We start from the raw sequence: 16,582 nt of genomic DNA on the forward strand, positions 1-16,582 counted from the left end.
AAATCCCTTACACTTATTTTATCATAGATCGGAGGTTATGTGGATGAAGTTAGATATGGTCGGTATTATCGTCAACGATATGACACAAGCACTCTCTTTTTACCAAACGCTAGGTTTTAACGTGCTGGGAGAAGCTTCGCCCGATTACACAGAATTACAAAACAATGGCGTCAGGATTTCTTTAAATTCACTACAAATGATTACTGGTGTCTATGGGTTTGCGCCTAGCCAACAAGGCGATAAAATTGAACTTGCTTTTCTTTGTGAAACGGCCGCAGAAGTTGATAACACCGTAAAAAAAATGAGCCAAGCTGGTTACATTGTTTTTAAAGAACCTTGGAATGCACCTTGGGGCCAACGATACGCAATCATTAAAGACGTGGATGCAAATTTAATTTCACTCTTTGCCCCTCTATAATATTCCTAAAAGATGCGCCACTTTCGTTTCTTTAACTCTCTTTCGAAAGATCAGTGCAGAATGGGTCTTAAGTAGGATGTCTTTTCTGTCTCTTTTTTTGTATAATAAACTTATCAAATGATGTGTATCTTACAACTTTGTTCGTTTGCAGAAAGAACAAACGATGTTTTTTATTGATAAAAAGTTATATACTAAAAGTACGATGAGTATAACTAAAGGAGATGAGAAATGTGAGTGTTACCCTATCTAGAAAAATTGTTAATATTATTTCCATTTTGGGCATTGTTGCAACCATAATTGCAACCATCTATTTTATCCGATTAGGTGTCTTCAAGGACATCAATGCACTAAGAGGACTAGTAGGGCAATCTGTCATTCTCGGTCCGATTATTTTCATGTTAATTCAGATTATTCAAGTGGTTATTCCGATTATTCCTGGTGGTGTTAGCTGTGCTGCAGGGGTCTTGATTTTCGGGCCAACAATGGGCTTCGTCTATAATTACGTTGGTATTGCACTTGGCTCTATTATCATTTTCTTATTAGGTCGTAATTATGGGAAACCATTCATTATGAGCCTTGTCAGTGATAAAACATATAACAAGTATATCGGTTGGTTAGACAATGAAAAACGTTTTGAACGATTGTTTGCTTTAGCAATTTTCTTCCCGATTGCACCGGATGATGCGCTTTGTTTAATGGCCGGTTTAACAAAAATGTCTGTGAAAAAATTTACTCTGATTATTTTATTAGCAAAACCTGCTTCTATCTATTTATATAGTCTTGCGTTAATTTATGGCGGTACATTTTTAACTAGCTTACTGGGAATGTAAAATAAATAAAAAAGCGAACGGACTAAATCAAAACTCTGCCTGTGTCAGTTTGATTTAGTCCTTTTATTATGGAATTTTGGTAGAAACTGGGGGACTTTTGATGTTTAGTTATTTTAAAAATAGTATTGTGAATACGCTAGATTTTCTTAAAGGGACAACGGCGTATTTTCGCGATGTGCTCTTGATGCACGGATTTATGTTATTCGTTCTATTGCCTTTATTGACAAGTTTGTCCAAATTGGTACTCAAAGAAGGTGGGATTGATTATATTTCCTACGATAACTTAGGGGCAATTGCTACGCAACATCCCTATGTCCTTTTGACTTTTCTACTAATTGGGCTATTAATTTTACTGGCGCTCTTTTTTGAATTTACCTTTTTATTGCTTAGTGTCTATTTTATTAAGAAAAAGCAACCAATTACTCTAACGCAATTATTGCACGGCACCTTGCTTCAGATCAAAAAAGTTCGAGGAATTACCTTTCTGTTTTTCCTGGCATATTTCTTTTTGATTTTACCATTAAGTGGGTTAACCTTCCGCTCTTATTTATTAACAAGAGTTAAGATTCCAGCCTTTATCTTAGATTTTATTTTTGCAAATCGCGTCATTATTATTATTGGTTTCGTATTGTTAGAACTGATTATCTTATATTTAGCGATTCGACTTGCTTTTGCCCTTCCAGAGTTGATTTTACGTGATGTTGGTTTTCGTGAGTCTTTAAAACGTAGTTGGCAAATTACAAAGCGGCGCTTTTTCCAGATTTTAGGGCAGTTTATTATCATTGGAGGAACTGTTTTAGGGATTTTTACGGCTGGCTATTTCTTGATATTTTTAGGTCAAACCGCAGTCGAAACGTTTAAACCTGAGTGGTCTTTACCTAGCGCTGTCATCGCTATGACACTCCTTCAGGTTATGATGCTCTTAAACTTGGTGTTGTCTAGTGTTGCTATTTTTTACATTATTGTTGATGATATGGAGGATGAAGGGATTTTGCCTGACACGCCAGAATGGTTCACCCCGAAATCAGAGGTTCGGGTAGAATGGACCACCTTCAGAGTCGTTCTTTTTTGTTTGATTGCAATCATCTTCGGAATTGGTGTAGGCACCTATAATACGAATTACCTAAGTCATACACCTGACCGAAAACCGGTTACCATCTCCCATCGTGGTGTTAATGGTAACAATGGCGTTCAAAATACCTTGGACTCTCTGATCGAGACCAATAAGGCAAAACCTGATTATGTTGAAATGGATATTCAAGAAACCAAAGACCATCAATTTATTGTCATGCACGATTTTAATTTACGGGCGTTAACGGGCGTTAATAAACGACCGAATCAATTAACACTTAAAGAATTAACGAATATGAATGTCACAGAAAATGGTCAAACTGCTAAAATGGTTTCTTTTGATGATTATTTAGCCAAAGCCAATCAATTAAAACAACGTTTATTAATTGAAATCAAAACCACGCCTCAGGATAGCCCTGATTTAGTGCAGCGCTTTGTCAAACAATACCGTGAAAATATTTTAGAAAACGGTCATATCCTTCATACCTTAACCTATGATACGGCGATGGCCTTAAAGAAAGAAGAACCACGCTTTTATGTAGGCTACGTTATTCCTTTCAACATTGTGGGGCCGCCTAAAATGCCAGTTGACTTTTTTACTATGGAATACAGTACAATGAATCGTAACTTTGTAAATGCCGCTCATCATGATGGGAAAAAGGTTTATGCTTGGACAGCAAATGATGAAGATGTTATGACGCGAATGATTTTTTATGGCGTCGATGGTATCATTACCGATCAGCTCAGTCTACTGAATGAAACAATGAAAACCGATTTAGAAAATCCAACATACTCCGATAAACTGTTGAATTTCGCTATTGGAATGGGTTAAAAAAAGAGCCAATCTGCTGAGCAGATTGGCTCTTTTACGTTCATGTTAGTTGTTTTTACCAAAAATTCTTAAGAAAGCTAAGAATAAGTTGATGAAGTCAAGGTATAATTGTAATGCGAAGAAAACGGCCATCCCAGTACCTGCTTGATCACCTGTTTGCGCATAGACTTGGCGTATACGTTGGTTATCATAAGCAGTAATCCCTGAGAAAATTAGGACCATTAAAATGGAAATAAAGAATTCTACAGCATTACTGTGTAAAAGGAACATATTTAGCAACATCGCAATGATAATTCCGATTAAGGCACTATAAGCGGCATGACCAACTGCTGATAGGTCTTTCTTCGTAAAGACACCTACTAATGACATCGCGCCAAAGGTAGCTGCTGCACTTAAAAATGCGCCGGCCACTGTTCCACCAGTATACATTAATAACGTCACGGATAAAGTGACACCATTTAATAATGCATACGCAACAAATCCTGCAATCGCAATGGTTGGATTCTTCTGTGCTTTTGCGCCTAGATATAAAACTAAGCCAATTTCAACAAGCCAAATCATCCAAAAAGCTAAGCTTGATTTGAATAAAGTAGCTAGAACAGGTAAAAAGACAGTCGTCATTGCATAAGCCATGATTGCGCTAATACCAATTCCTAACGCTAAAAATCCGTAAATTTTGGCATAAAATTTATTCAAACCTGTGCCAGTTTGGATATACTCTTGATTATTCATAAGTTAAAGTCCCTTCTTTCTCTGTTAGTTCATCAATCGTCACTTGGGGTGGTTGAACCATCACCACTGCATCTAACACGCGATTTTCTTGCTCATTAACAGCCTCAACTGAAATGGTAATCACATCTTTCATTTTGTCGACTTTGATTACTTCTAATTGGAAAGTCAATGTTTCGTAATGAAAAACGGGTTCCACAAAGTTCACAGAGAAATTCACAACATGTGAACCTGGTCCTGGTAAATGTTTTGAAATCGCACTAGTGATAATTCCCATCAGCATAATTGATGGTACGATTGGTTTTTCATATTCTGTTTTTTGGGCATAATCATGTTGGATATATAAAGGATTCGCATCATTGGTCAAGCCCAAGTAAAGTAATAAGTCCTTGTCTTCAATTGACTCTGTCAAGGACAACGAATCTCCCTCTTCGATATCTTCGATGGTTTTGCCTAATTTTCTCGGTTTTCCGATATTCAAATTAGTACACCTCCGTTATTGATAAGATAATTGTACCAAAATGTACTTAAAAGGCAAGTTAAAAAGTAGTCTTTAAAGGATGTTTAAACAAAACCAACTTATCTGCCATGCTAGCATCCTAAAAACAAACAACGGAACAGGAGCAGCTTCTTATTTTTTGAAGCCAGATACCCCTGTCCCGATTTTATTTATGTTCTCTTATAAAACGTTTCTAGTTGTGTTACTTAGTAATGTTTCGTAGGCTTGTTCAAATTTCTGAACGTCGCCAGCGCCCATAAAGACAACCACTGCATTTTCAAAATCTAGTAAAGGCGACACATTATCTTCGGTAATTACTTGTCCACCTTTTTGAATTTTTTCACCTAAATCTTCAATGCGTACCTCGCCTTGTGTTTCACGCGCAGAGCCAAAAATATTACATAAGAATACTTCATCTGCTAAATCCAGTGCTTCAGCAAATTCATCCATTAAGGCAATTGTTCGTGTAAATGTATGTGGCTGGAAGACAGCAATAATTTCTTTGTCAGGATATTTTTGGCGGGCGCCATCAATCGTTGCTTTAATTTCAGCTGGATGGTGCGCATAATCATCAACAATAATCATGTCACTGACTTTTTTCTCGCTAAAACGACGTTTCACACCTTTAAAACTTAGCATTTCTTCTGCGACTTTTTGCATATCAAGTTTTTCAAAATAAGCCACAGCAATCACACCTAGCGCATTCATGATATTGTGATGGCCAAATGCTGGTAAGACAAAATGACCTACAAAATCATCCTTGTGATAAACATCAAAAGATGAGCCTTCCGTTGTTCGTTGAATATTTCGGGCTTGGATATCATCCTCTTCGCTGACGCCATAATAATAAACTGGCACTTCTGATTCTAACTGACGAAGATACTTATCATCACCATAAGCAAAAATTCCTTTTTTGACTTGATGAGCCATTGTTTGGAATGCTGAAAAAACGTCCTCAATGCTCTTGTAGTAATCTGGATGATCAAAATCGATATTCGTCATAATCGCATAATCTGGTGAATAAGCCAAGAAATGACGGCGATATTCACACGCTTCAAATGCAAAGAAATCAGCATCTGGTTCGCCGTGGCCAGTGCCATCACCTATTAAATAACTAGTTGGATTGATACCACTTAATACATGTGCTAGCAAACCAGTCGTACTTGTTTTCCCATGTGACCCTGTTACAGCAATGCTTGTGTACGGTTCGATAAAACGAGCAATGAAATCGTGGTAACGAATTACTTCTGCGCCTAATTCGATGGCGCGGGCGATTTCCTCATGGGTATCTGGAAAAGCATTTCCAGCAATAACAATCATGTCTTTATCAATATTATCTGCATTAAATGGTAAAATAGGGACACCTGATTTTTCAAGATCCCGTTGTGTAAAGAAATACTCTTCTACGTCTGATCCTTGAACGTTGTAGCCTTTTTGGTGTAAGACCAACGCTAATGAGCTCATGCCAGAACCTTTAATTCCGACAAAATGGTATAATTTGTTCTCTTGATTTCCCATTATAATCCTCTTCTCTGTCACTATATAAAACATACCTTTTTTAAAAAAATTTCAATCATACGAGATTCATTATCGTATAAAACAAAAAAATAATCAACTATTAAAACAGAATAAAAAACTTACATGTTTCAATTCCACATGCAAGTTTCATCTCTTAACTAAAATATTTACTGTTTTCTAATACAGAACTTGAATCTTCTAGCATCCCACTTAATGGTTTATCCAAGATGCCCTTTTTCTTTTCTTCTGTCACAGGTGCTTCCGGCTCCACTTGAGCATTTGCTTTAGCTAATTTTTTCCCATAGGCAGTTTGACTTTTAGCATTTTTCTTTGCGGCATTCAAACGGGAACGCGAACGTAAATCCAACGCATCTTCGCCAAAACGTTCTAAGTCTGGTTTGATTTGTTGATATTGTCGTCTAGTTAAAGGAATCTCAGGTTCTGAGGTTGGAATATTAAATTTCCGCACCGTTGGATCTTCTTCCGTATCTTTCACTTGAAAAGCCGTTGGTTCATCATCAAGAATGACATATGAACGCCGATCTTTTTTCATTGCTTTTAGCAACTCTTCTTCAGTAAAACTAGGTTCCTGTTCCTCAGGAATCACAGAAGCCGGGATATATTTAGGAACAAAATAAGAAGGTGTCGTTTTCTGCACTAATGGTGATGCGGCAGGTCTACTTGGTTTCGCTACGACTTCTTTTTTTTTATACGTTTGTGTCCAGCCATTTCCTTTTGGCGTCCCAAAAAGGCTATTATTTTTTTTCGTTGCTTGTTTATTTTTCGTTGCTTTACTAGCATGTTTTGTGTAGTCTGGCAAATTAGAACGATGACGTGCTAATTGCTCTTGTTGTGCTGCTGTTAATTGTTGTGTTTGTTTATTTGTAGTTGATTGATTCGTTGTTGGTTGTTGGACGGATGGTGTGCTTTGTCTGGTATCTTCGGCAGATGTTGCAGTTCTTCTGCTACCAGACATTGCTTTACCAATCAGATCATCTTGAAATAAGTTACGTTCATTATCTGTTGGTAATTTTACGCCCTGTTCATCATCATATGCTGGAAAACGGAAATGTTTTCTCTTCACTTGAGCATTATCCATTGCGGTCATTCCTTTTATTTTTCTTTCTCATTAGTTTAACACATTCTCAATGAATACTAAAGAACTTGCCTGAATTTTTAAGAGAACAAAAAAAGAAACCTCCGTTTAAAAAGGTTTCTTTTTTGTTTATTTATCTAGTTGTAATTTGGCAAAGTCCGCTTTGACTTGAATGAATGACTGAAACAATTGTAAAAACTGAAAGAGTCGCGCCCGATTTTCAAATTCACTTCTTGTTTGCGGCAATGGTTTTGTGCGATAGGTTTCATAAACGGTCTTAATTCGATTCATAATTTCTTGTCCATCATTATTCTCTGCAAATGTTTCTGCCGTATATTCCAACAATTGTTGAATATAGCGAACTTGTTGCGCATCAACAGTAATATCTTCTAATAATTCCAGCATGTTTTTTAGAATATTACTTTGCATTTTTCTCATCGCAAAGTACTCTAAATAGTACGTATTGGTAGATAGCAATTGATTCTCGGCATGATTTTTTGCCCACGTCTCGCCTGTGCGAATAAAGGTTTTTAAATCTGCACAATACATGACCAAATTTCGCTCTCCTGCAGCGTTGTTTAAATGTAGCGCCATTTCCCTTAAAATTTTACGAAACATTGTTTCAATGACTTCTTGGTCTTCTCTTAAACGTTTTTCTGTATCAGGCATATAAGAATTAGCTAATAACGCTAGTCCCACACCAATACTCATTAATAAAAACTCATTTCCAATAATCGCCCAAGAAAGATTTTTTTCGACTAAATAATGAGTTACCAAAACGGAACTCACAACAATCCCATCAGATAATTGAAAATACACAGCTGCTGGAATAAATAATAACAAAAAAATACCAAAAGCAATCGCTGTAAAACCTAAAAAAGTAAAACAAATATATGCTAAAATAGTTGCTAAAGCTAAGGATAACAAACGATAAATCCCTGTCATGACAGATGTTTTTTTCGTGCTAGTAACACTTAAAACCGAAATAATCCCTGCCGAAGGGGCATAAAGTAAGCCCAGTTTTTCCGCAATAATCATTGCTAATGCAGCGCTAATGGCTGTCTTGACTGTTCGTAAACCAATTTTCATGCATACTCCCCTTAAAAAATAATAATTCTTCACTTTTCTCTAGTAATTTTACCTCTATTTCGGTTATCATTAAAGAGAAAAGTTATTTAGGAGCGAATATTTATGATAGTGGGTCGATTTCGTTTAGGCATGCGAACGTTAAAAACAGCAATTGCTGTCATGCTGTGTATTCTTTTATTTCAATTTTTCCATCGTGGCTCACCTATGATTGCCTGTTTAGCAGCTGTTTTTTCATTAAGACAAGATTTAAATACCAGTTTGTCTTTTGGAAAATCGCGCATTATTGGAAACACATTGGGTGGCTTTTTAGCTTTGCTTTATGTATTAGCACAAGATTATTTTCCTAATCAACACTTAGTAGAATTACTGCTACTACCACTTTTAGTCATTATCGTCATCGTTTTTTCTGATGGGATTAATAACAATGCTGGAATCATTTCTGCAACTGCGACACTTTTAATGATTTCTTTAAGTATTCCGCAAAGCGATTCCTTTCAATATGCAATGGAACGTGTGTTGGATACATTCATTGGGACCTTTATAGCGATTGGTTTAAACGTCTTTTTACAGCCTAAGCCAGCAGAAGAAGCCCATGAAATTTCTGAAGATTTAGCTGAATTAGAAAAGAAAGAAAAAGAACTAGAAGCTTTACGCCAACAAGTTCAAGCGCGGATTGCTGCAGAAGAAAACACTGACGACAAGGCAAATAAATAAAGAAACAGCCGATTGAAGAGAACAACAATCGGCTGTTTCTTTATAGTTCCCAATTCGTTTTTGCTTGAAAGTTGGCGGCTGCGCCAATCAAGTTGGCATCATTTTGATAATGGCAGGTCACGATTTCTGGAACAAAATCTTTTAATTCAAAGGTTTGTAAATGCGTTAGCATCCGGCGATTAATCTCTGCTAATAAGCCTTCTTTAGCAGAAACACCGCCTCCAAGTACAATCATTTCAGGATCATAAGAAAACTGTAAGCCGAATAATCCTTGTGTTAAATAATCATAAAAATTATTGACTTCTTCGCGAGCAACCTCATCCCCTCGTTGTGCCAGTTCAAAAACTTCTTCTCCTGTCACCGCCTGTTTTTCGACTCCAATTCGTTCACAATAGCGCTGAGCCATTTTGACAGCTGTGCCAATTTCACTGAATGTTTGGCCATTACTTAAAAAGTTCAGTCCAAACTCGCCTCCATATAAATGAGCGCCTTTGTACAATTCACCATTGCGAAAAATCGCTCCGCCAATTCCTGTCCCAATAACGACAAAAAGCACTTCTTTTTTCCCTTTCGCCGCGCCTTCATATATCTCAGCTAAACCAGCACAATTCGCATCATTTTCGATAGTCACTGGTAAGCCAAACAACGCTTCTAATTCTTCATAAATGTTAAAATGATGAATATATGGAATGGCGGAAATCCCTAAAATCTGTTGACTTTTTTCGTCAACTACTCCAGGTGAACTAAAAGCAACACCACTAATCGACTCATTTCTTTTGTCTGCATAAACCGAATATAAATGCGCTTTCATTTCTTCCCAAGAGCCAGGTGTTGGAAAGCTCCCTTGATTAGTTAATTCTTTGCCTGTCCAAACGCCGTATTTCACGGAAGAACCGCCAAGATCAAATGCTAAAATTGCCATATTTATCCATCCTTTTCTACTTCTGTTTTCTTATTTCTTCGATACGTATACGGTCCATGATAGGTCTCATCAGGATTTTTCGTCAAGCGAAATTTCAACGGAACATAGTCAATGCCGCCTTTAACAAAAGGATGACATCGTAAAATCCGTGCTACTCCCATCGTTGTTCCTTTGACACTTCCATGTGTATGAATTGCATCAATCATATATTGTGAACACGTTGGGTAATAGCGACAACGTGCAGGCAATCCTGGAGAAATAAATCGTTGATAAAAACGAACACCGCCGATTAACGGATTTTTCATAAAGTGCCTTCTTTCTAACTAATTCTTACTAAAGAATAGCTTGTTTTTTCATGTTTGGCAAGTCTTAGTTACGAGAAATTACACCAGGTGCACCTATTACGAATTCTTACATTTCTGTTGCTATCCAAATGAAAAAAAACGTGCTACACTATAAAAAAAGGAATGGAGGCTTAGTAAATGGGATTAAAATTTGAACGTTCCAATGACTTAGATAAACTCTTCGATTCTTTCGCCGTTGATCCATTAAAGAAAGAAGTACCTCTTGAAGAACTAGCAAAACAACGACAAGAAGCAAAAAAAGAAGAAGCAAAAAAACAAGCAAAAGAATAATTTTGCTTGTTTTTTTCTATAGAAACTTTTCAATTGCTGTCCAAGCTGCTTCTTTTCCTTCTTTTGTTTCAGAAGAGAAAATAATAAAGTCATCTTGTTTATCAAAATTCAAGGCTTTTTTGATGACACTCTCGTGTTTGTTCCATTTGCCCCGCGGAATTTTGTCTGCCTTAGTTGCCACAATAATAACTGGCAAATCATAGTATTTCAAAAATTCATACATTTGGATATCATCTTGGGTCGGCGGATGACGTAAATCAATTAAAGAAACGACTGCACGTAATTGCTCACGTTGCGTGATATACGTTTCAATCATTTTTCCCCACTTTGCACGTTCTGTTTTAGAAACTTTGGCATAACCATAGCCAGGAACATCCACAAAGTGTAAGGCGTCCTCAATTAAATAAAAGTTTAGCGTTTGCGTTTTACCAGGTTTGCCTGAAGTTCTTGCTAAATTTTTACGATTAATCAAGGTATTAATAAAAGATGACTTCCCAACGTTCGAACGTCCAGCTAAAGCAATCTCCGGTAACTGAGATTCAGGATATTGTTTAGGGGATACCGCACTAATCACGATTTCTGCATTATGTACGTTCATTGTTTTCCTCCGTTCTTCTATTCAGTCTTTCATTCAAAAGCTTAACAAAAACAGCTCTTTCGGAGATCCGCCGAAAGAGCTGTTTTCAGCTTCAATCTTATACAGCTTCTTTATCTTTTTTGTTATAAATAATTGTTGGTTTACCGGTACCTTCAGCTGCCATTTTAGTAATGATAACTTTTTCAATACTTTCATCTGAAGGAACATCAAACATTACGTCCATCATAATTTCTTCAATGATTGAACGAAGTCCGCGTGCGCCAGTATTACGTTCAATAGCTTTGGCTGCGATGGCTTTTAATGCTTCTGGTTCAAATTCTAATTTAGTGTCATCAAGAGACAATAATTTTTGATATTGTTTCACCAAGGCATTCTTCGGTTCTGTTAAAATTCGAACTAAATCATCATTCGTTAATTTATCAAGCGCAGCCATTACAGGTAAGCGTCCAATAAATTCTGGAATTAAACCAAATTTCAATAAATCTTCTGGAATAATATGTTGCATGATGCTTTCTTCTTCATTTAAAGCAGAATTAGTTTTACCAAAACCAATAGTTTTTTCGCCTAAGCGGTTTTTAACAATGGTTTCAATTCCATCAAATGCTCCACCAACGATGAAGAGAACATTCGTTGTGTCAATTTGGATAAATTCTTGATGTGGATGTTTGCGGCCCCCTTGTGGTGGTACACTTGCAACTGTTCCTTCAAGAATTTTTAGTAAGGCTTGTTGAACACCCTCACCTGAAACATCTCGAGTAATCGAAACATTTTCACTCTTACGGGCAATTTTATCAATCTCATCAATATAGATAATGCCCTTTTCCGCACGTTCAACATTATAGTCAGCAGATTGTAGTAATTTTAAAAGGATATTTTCAACATCTTCCCCTACATAACCTGCTTCTGTTAAACTGGTCGCATCAGCGATTGCAAAAGGTACATTTAATGTTTTTGCTAACGTTTGAGCCAAGAAAGTTTTACCTGAACCTGTTGGTCCAATTAAACAAATGTTACTTTTTTGCAATTCAACGTCATCTTGAGTTGCAGCTGTTTCTGATTGATTCACACGTTTATAGTGATTGTAAACAGCAACAGAAAGTGTGCGTTTTGCACGTTCTTGTCCAATAACATATTCATTTAAAACATTTAAAATTTCTTGGGGTTTTGGCACATCCGTTAATTCTCGGACTGCTTCATCATAAAATTCTTCATCAATAATCTCTTTACATAGATCAATACATTCATTACAAATATAGACACCCGGACCAGCAACAATTTTTTTTACTTCTTCTTGTGTTTTCCCACAAAATGAACAACGAACGGTCCCGTTATTATCCGTATTGTCGTACATGTTCGTCACCCCTCTAAAAATCAAAAAATGACTGTCATCACAGTCTCTCATCATAATAGCACAAACCACTTTAAAATGCGAACATCTCAGATAGAAAGTTTTATTGTTCTTAGACTTCTTATGGTATACTACATTATATAAAAGCACTTTCATAAAAAGTGATTGTGTTGAAACAAATTGGAGGAATTGTGATGTTAGAACAAATTTTACTAGGTACCTATACTCGAAGAGCCAGCCAAGGCATTTATAAAATTGCATTAGATACGACACAAGGTCGTTTAACAGAAGCGACACTTTTGTTAGAAGAAACGAGTCCTACCTATCTTGCTCTGAGTCAAAAGGGCGAACTTTTTAGCGTCACTAGTGTTGACGGTGAAGGTGGCACTGCCGCTTATCAACCAGAAATGGACCATTTTAACTTATTGAATAAAGTAACTGAGGAAGGTGCGCCGCCATGTTATGTAGCTGTTGACGAAAACCGACAACTTGTCTATGCAGCAAATTATCACCAAGGTATCGTTCACGTGTATCGTATCTTAGAAGATGGTTCTTTGGAAGATGCTGACAAAGTGATTCATACAGAGCCAACTGGTCCTCATGAAAACCAAAACAATGCCCATGTTCATTACACAGATTTGACGCCTGATCAACGCTTAGTCGTCTGTGATCTAGGAACCGATCGTGTGTATACGTATAATGTTAGCTTAGATGGAAAGCTTTCTGAAATCGCTCAATTCGTGACTGAGCCAGGGACTGGTCCACGTCATTTAGTGTTCCATCCAACAAAATCATTGGCTTATTTATTTGGTGAATTAGATAGCACTGTTTCAGTTCTTTCATATGATGAAACAGATGGTTCTTTCACTGAATTACAAAAAGTTTCTACTTTATCTGCTGATTATGATGCGTTTAATGGTGGTGCTGCGATTCGTATTTCTTCTGATGGCCGTTTCCTTTATGCTTCAAACCGTGGCCATAACTCAATTGCTGTCTATGCTGTTTCAGAAAATGGCGAAGCGATTGAACGAATTCAATTAATTTCAACAGAAGGCGATATTCCGAGAGATTTTGATTTAGATCCTTCTGAAGATTTCATCGTTGTCGCTAATCAAGACTCTGATAACTTAACACTTTATCGTCGGAACCAAGAAACAGGCTTATTAGAAATGATTCAAAAAGATGTTGCTGTTCCCGAATGTGTTTGTGTTTTATTTGTATAATTAAGTTGACTATTTCCTTGGAAAATAACAGGAGTCAGATGCTAATTAATGTTTGCATCTGACTCCTGTTTTCTTATTTTAAACGATGGATTAGTTCTCCAATTCTTTAACGTATAAATAAAAAGAGCCAAAGTCTAAGCGATTCATTTGTAAAGATTCATGAATTTTTGTGAACCCTTTACTTTCGAAAAATCGAATCATTCTATGGTTTGTATGATTAGTTTGAGCATACATTTTACGTCTTCCTTCCCAGACTGCTCGTTTCTCCAATTCATGGAACAACAAACTGCCATAACCCTTGGCAATATAATTAGGCGAAGTTGCAAAGCGCTTTAACCAAACAAAGTCTTGTTCCTGCTCCATACATAACGTTGCCATTGAAAAAATCATTTCTTCGCGCACTAGCAAATATAATTGTTTTTTTGTAATGTCTTCTTGGATATCTCCTTGAGAAGGATAGTCCTTTGTCCACTGTGTAATGCCCACAACATCCATATATGCCTTTACTTCTGTTAAAAATTGAAGAATCATCGGTAACTCTTTCTCATCAGCCACTCTAATTTTCATTGTTTATTCTCTTAATAAGGTAACAATAGAATCGACAAGACAATCACACTAATAATGCCAATGATGGTCGGTACACTCGTCCGTTTTAAAATTCTGATGGGACTAACTCCTACTGTTGATGCGACAATCATGACAACTGCTGCTACAGGAGAAATCGTTCTAGTTAAATTCGCGATCATCTGCATTGGCAAGGAAATTAAAATACCATCAATCCCTGCTTTTTCGGCAATCCCAGGGATTAGTTCGATAACCGCATAAAACATTGCCAGACCACCACCGCTTAAAATTCCAAAAAGGGTCGTTGCACCGCTGAAAATTAAGGTCGTGACAATTCCTGCTGAACTTGACGCTTCGACAGATGCCATAATACTATCAATAATTCCTAACGTTTGAATCGCAGACGTGAATAATGAACCGCCTACGACAAGCATCACAACTTGACTAAACCCTTGCCCCATTCCTTTAAACATCTCGACAGCCGTATCTTGAACCTTTTTAAAAGATTTCAAGCGAAGCGTCTCAACCAATACAGCGATGAAGAAAGAAATAAATGTAAGAACAAAAATATCCATCGTTATTCCTTTAATAAACATTCCTGCGATTCCCACTCCAACAATTAATAATAGCGGTAATATTGGCAATATTGCATAAAATTTAGGAACATCAAATTCTTTTTGTTTGCTTAAGCCTTCTTCATTTAATGAGACATAGGCAGCCTCACCTTCTTTTTTATCGCAGTATTTTTGCCAGAAGTACTGTGCAACCGCAATGATTAATAACGATGGCAGCGAAATTTTGGCATTCCATACAACATAATTTAACACATCATAACCAAGGGTATTTGCGGCGATTACGTTATCCGCGCCTAAAGGTGTTGGCATGATAGTTGCCGTCATTGCAATCACACCTGCAGCAGTTAATGATGAAATCCCCATGCTGGCTAGCATCGGATATAATATAGACATTAAAATAATCGCTAAGCTTGATGCACTAGGAACTACTAGTGACATTAAATTTCCAATTAAAAAGACCACAGGAACAAATAACGATTTACGTTTAATCTTCATTAATGGTTTCACCAAAAAGTTGACAGCCATCTGATTGGCCCCGATTGCATTCATATAGCCTGAATAACCAAAAAGAATCATAATTACAATTCCTGCTGAACTCACTTGTGCAATAATTGTATCTTTAAACTTCAAGAAAATATCAAATAATCCAAAACCGGTTCCTTCCCCTGCAGGATAAATGGGATGGCCTAACATCCATGCACATGCAAGTAGAACAAGCGCACCAATAATTAAGCTGAGTGCGGGATGATAATTTTTTACAATCAAATAGGCTACAACAACTAAAACGACCAATACCAATAAACTTTCAATCATACTTATCCTCCTTCAGTTAATTAATCGCTTTCATTTTTTCGACAACCCATTTTTGAAAAGCTTCAACGTTTACATCTATACAGGCAACGGCATTCGTGTTTTTATGATACTTCATTTTTAAATCCGCAACAGTAGCTCCCGCAGCTGGACCTTCCAAAGCAACTTCAATGAACGTTTCAGTTGTCTCAAATAATTCTGGTGAAGTTAAATAGGCAATCGCACAGACATCATGCATTTTCAAACCTGTAGTTAAACTGCCGCCTCTATAATGACGGAAAAGACCATAAAACATTTCCCCCACTCTACCAAGCGCTCTGATAGCTGTTACTTCATGATTCGTTAACACAGCTTGACTTGTAACATCTAATCCTACCATTGTTAGCGGGACACCTGATTGGAAAACAATTTGTGCAGCGTGTGGATCGACATACGTATTAAATTCGGCACTTGTATTTGTATTTCCCCTTGCTAATGAGCCACCCATCATGACGATTTCTGCAATATTTTCTTTGACTTCTGGATAGAGGGTCAGTAACAAAGCAATATTCGTTAATGCAGCAATTGGAACAATGGTCAAAGGAACATCACTAGACAGAATTTCTTTTCGCATAGCTTCCACTGCATGAATATCTAAACACGTAGAGATAGGTTGCGGAAACTCAAAGCCATCCATGCCAGTCTCCCCATGAATCTCAGCAGAATCTTCCAATTGAATAAGTAACGGACAATTACACCCCTTGGCTACAGGAACCTTTTTCCCAAAAAAATCGACAAGTTTCAAGGCATTATTTGTTGTTTTTTCTACATCTACATTCCCTGCAACCGTCGTTATTAAGCGAACTTCTAGGTTAGGATGATTCAGTGCAATCGCTAAAGCTACAGCATCATCAATTCCTGGGTCCGTATCAATAATGATTGGTCTTTTCTTTGTATCCATTTTTCTTCCTCCATTCACATTTAGGAAAAACATTTCCGGAAACGTTTTCTTAATTTGAGATTAACAGCGCTTTCATTAAAAGTCAAGCAGAATTTCTAAATAATAAATAATTAGGCTTTTTCTTGACTTTCTGCTTTTAGAATGCTTACTATAAAAAAGAGTTCAGTGAAA

The 16,582-nt window shown here is 36.9% G+C and carries 18 protein-coding genes; 6 read left to right on the forward strand and 12 right to left on the reverse strand.

Annotated elements, in window-relative coordinates; translation table 11 throughout:
* Positions 1–43: 43 nt before the first annotated feature.
* The 3 genes from IGM04_RS08035 to IGM04_RS08045 all read left to right on the forward strand — a co-directional run bounded on the left by IGM04_RS08035 (position 44) and on the right by IGM04_RS08045 (position 3,151).
* Entirely contained in the window at positions 44–418 is a 375-nt protein-coding gene (locus IGM04_RS08035; RefSeq protein ID WP_002381774.1) for a VOC family protein, read from the forward strand.
* A gap of 221 nt (positions 419–639) precedes the next feature.
* On the forward strand, positions 640–1,248 hold the full coding sequence (locus tag IGM04_RS08040) for a TVP38/TMEM64 family protein (protein ID WP_002383106.1): 609 nt from the start codon (positions 640–642) through the stop codon (positions 1,246–1,248).
* Between the two features lie 100 nt (positions 1,249–1,348).
* On the forward strand, positions 1,349–3,151 hold the full coding sequence (locus IGM04_RS08045; protein ID WP_002364138.1) for a glycerophosphoryl diester phosphodiesterase membrane domain-containing protein: 1,803 nt from the start codon (positions 1,349–1,351) through the stop codon (positions 3,149–3,151).
* 45 nt (positions 3,152–3,196) lie between these two features.
* On the opposite strand, the gene IGM04_RS08050 is transcribed toward IGM04_RS08045, so the two are convergent.
* The 5 genes from IGM04_RS08050 to IGM04_RS08070 all read right to left on the reverse strand — a co-directional run bounded on the left by IGM04_RS08050 (position 3,197) and on the right by IGM04_RS08070 (position 8,082).
* Positions 3,197–3,883, reverse strand: a complete 687-nt coding sequence (locus IGM04_RS08050) for a Bax inhibitor-1/YccA family protein (protein WP_002360066.1) — start codon at positions 3,881–3,883, stop codon at positions 3,197–3,199.
* The gene (locus IGM04_RS08055) at positions 3,876–4,361 is read right to left on the reverse strand and encodes a MaoC/PaaZ C-terminal domain-containing protein (RefSeq protein ID WP_002357164.1); all 486 of its coding nucleotides are present in this window, start codon (positions 4,359–4,361) and stop codon (positions 3,876–3,878) included. Before IGM04_RS08055 ends, IGM04_RS08050 begins: the two co-directional genes overlap by 8 nt.
* Before the next feature lie 198 nt (positions 4,362–4,559).
* Positions 4,560–5,897, reverse strand: a complete 1,338-nt coding sequence (gene murC, locus IGM04_RS08060) for a UDP-N-acetylmuramate--L-alanine ligase (protein ID WP_002357163.1) — start codon at positions 5,895–5,897, stop codon at positions 4,560–4,562.
* Between the two features lie 154 nt (positions 5,898–6,051).
* Positions 6,052–7,005 carry a hypothetical protein gene (locus tag IGM04_RS08065; protein WP_002360064.1) on the reverse strand — a complete coding sequence of 318 codons (954 nt, stop codon included), beginning with the start codon at positions 7,003–7,005 and terminating at the stop codon, positions 6,052–6,054.
* Positions 7,006–7,122: 117 nt separating this feature from the next.
* Complete coding sequence (locus IGM04_RS08070; protein WP_048941571.1) at positions 7,123–8,082, reverse strand: aromatic acid exporter family protein; 960 nt, start codon at positions 8,080–8,082, stop codon at positions 7,123–7,125.
* A 102-nt stretch (positions 8,083–8,184) separates the two neighbouring features.
* Here IGM04_RS08070 and IGM04_RS08075 point away from each other — a divergent pair, with 102 nt between their 5' ends.
* A complete protein-coding gene (locus tag IGM04_RS08075; protein ID WP_086317961.1) occupies positions 8,185–8,796 on the forward strand; it encodes an FUSC family protein in 612 nt (203 codons plus the stop codon).
* 40 nt (positions 8,797–8,836) lie between these two features.
* Here IGM04_RS08075 and IGM04_RS08080 read toward each other — a convergent pair whose 3' ends face one another.
* Positions 8,837–9,718: an ROK family protein gene (locus IGM04_RS08080; RefSeq protein ID WP_002365792.1), complete on the reverse strand. Its 882-nt coding sequence runs from the start codon at positions 9,716–9,718 to the stop codon at positions 8,837–8,839.
* A gap of 2 nt (positions 9,719–9,720) precedes the next feature.
* The gene (yidD, locus tag IGM04_RS08085; RefSeq protein ID WP_002357157.1) at positions 9,721–10,023 is read right to left on the reverse strand and encodes a membrane protein insertion efficiency factor YidD; all 303 of its coding nucleotides are present in this window, start codon (positions 10,021–10,023) and stop codon (positions 9,721–9,723) included.
* A 177-nt stretch (positions 10,024–10,200) separates the two neighbouring features.
* On the opposite strand from yidD, the gene IGM04_RS08090 reads away from it, so the two are divergent.
* The gene (locus IGM04_RS08090; protein WP_002362024.1) at positions 10,201–10,353 is read left to right on the forward strand and encodes an SPJ_0845 family protein; all 153 of its coding nucleotides are present in this window, start codon (positions 10,201–10,203) and stop codon (positions 10,351–10,353) included.
* Between the two features lie 16 nt (positions 10,354–10,369).
* Here IGM04_RS08090 and yihA read toward each other — a convergent pair whose 3' ends face one another.
* Positions 10,370–10,951, reverse strand: coding sequence for a ribosome biogenesis GTP-binding protein YihA/YsxC (yihA, locus tag IGM04_RS08095; protein ID WP_002357155.1), 582 nt, complete (start codon positions 10,949–10,951; stop codon positions 10,370–10,372).
* A gap of 97 nt (positions 10,952–11,048) precedes the next feature.
* The gene (gene clpX / locus IGM04_RS08100) at positions 11,049–12,302 is read right to left on the reverse strand and encodes an ATP-dependent Clp protease ATP-binding subunit ClpX (protein ID WP_002357154.1); all 1,254 of its coding nucleotides are present in this window, start codon (positions 12,300–12,302) and stop codon (positions 11,049–11,051) included.
* A 191-nt stretch (positions 12,303–12,493) separates the two neighbouring features.
* Between clpX and IGM04_RS08105 the strand changes: the two genes are divergently transcribed.
* The gene (locus IGM04_RS08105) at positions 12,494–13,522 is read left to right on the forward strand and encodes a lactonase family protein (protein ID WP_086317962.1); all 1,029 of its coding nucleotides are present in this window, start codon (positions 12,494–12,496) and stop codon (positions 13,520–13,522) included.
* Positions 13,523–13,612: 90 nt separating this feature from the next.
* On the opposite strand, the gene IGM04_RS08110 is transcribed toward IGM04_RS08105, so the two are convergent.
* The 3 genes from IGM04_RS08110 to rihC are packed head-to-tail and all read right to left on the reverse strand — an operon-like array spanning position 13,613 to position 16,444.
* Complete coding sequence (locus IGM04_RS08110; RefSeq protein ID WP_086317963.1) at positions 13,613–14,089, reverse strand: GNAT family N-acetyltransferase; 477 nt, start codon at positions 14,087–14,089, stop codon at positions 13,613–13,615.
* An 11-nt stretch (positions 14,090–14,100) separates the two neighbouring features.
* Positions 14,101–15,474, reverse strand: coding sequence for a C4-dicarboxylate transporter DcuC (dcuC, locus tag IGM04_RS08115; RefSeq protein ID WP_002360057.1), 1,374 nt, complete (start codon positions 15,472–15,474; stop codon positions 14,101–14,103).
* Between the two features lie 16 nt (positions 15,475–15,490).
* Positions 15,491–16,444: a ribonucleoside hydrolase RihC gene (rihC, locus tag IGM04_RS08120; RefSeq protein ID WP_025190406.1), complete on the reverse strand. Its 954-nt coding sequence runs from the start codon at positions 16,442–16,444 to the stop codon at positions 15,491–15,493.
* Positions 16,445–16,582: the final 138 nt, after the last annotated feature.

It is taken from the genome of Enterococcus sp. DIV2385, assembly GCF_051711925.1.
GTDB lineage: Bacteria > Bacillota > Bacilli > Lactobacillales > Enterococcaceae > Enterococcus > Enterococcus faecalis.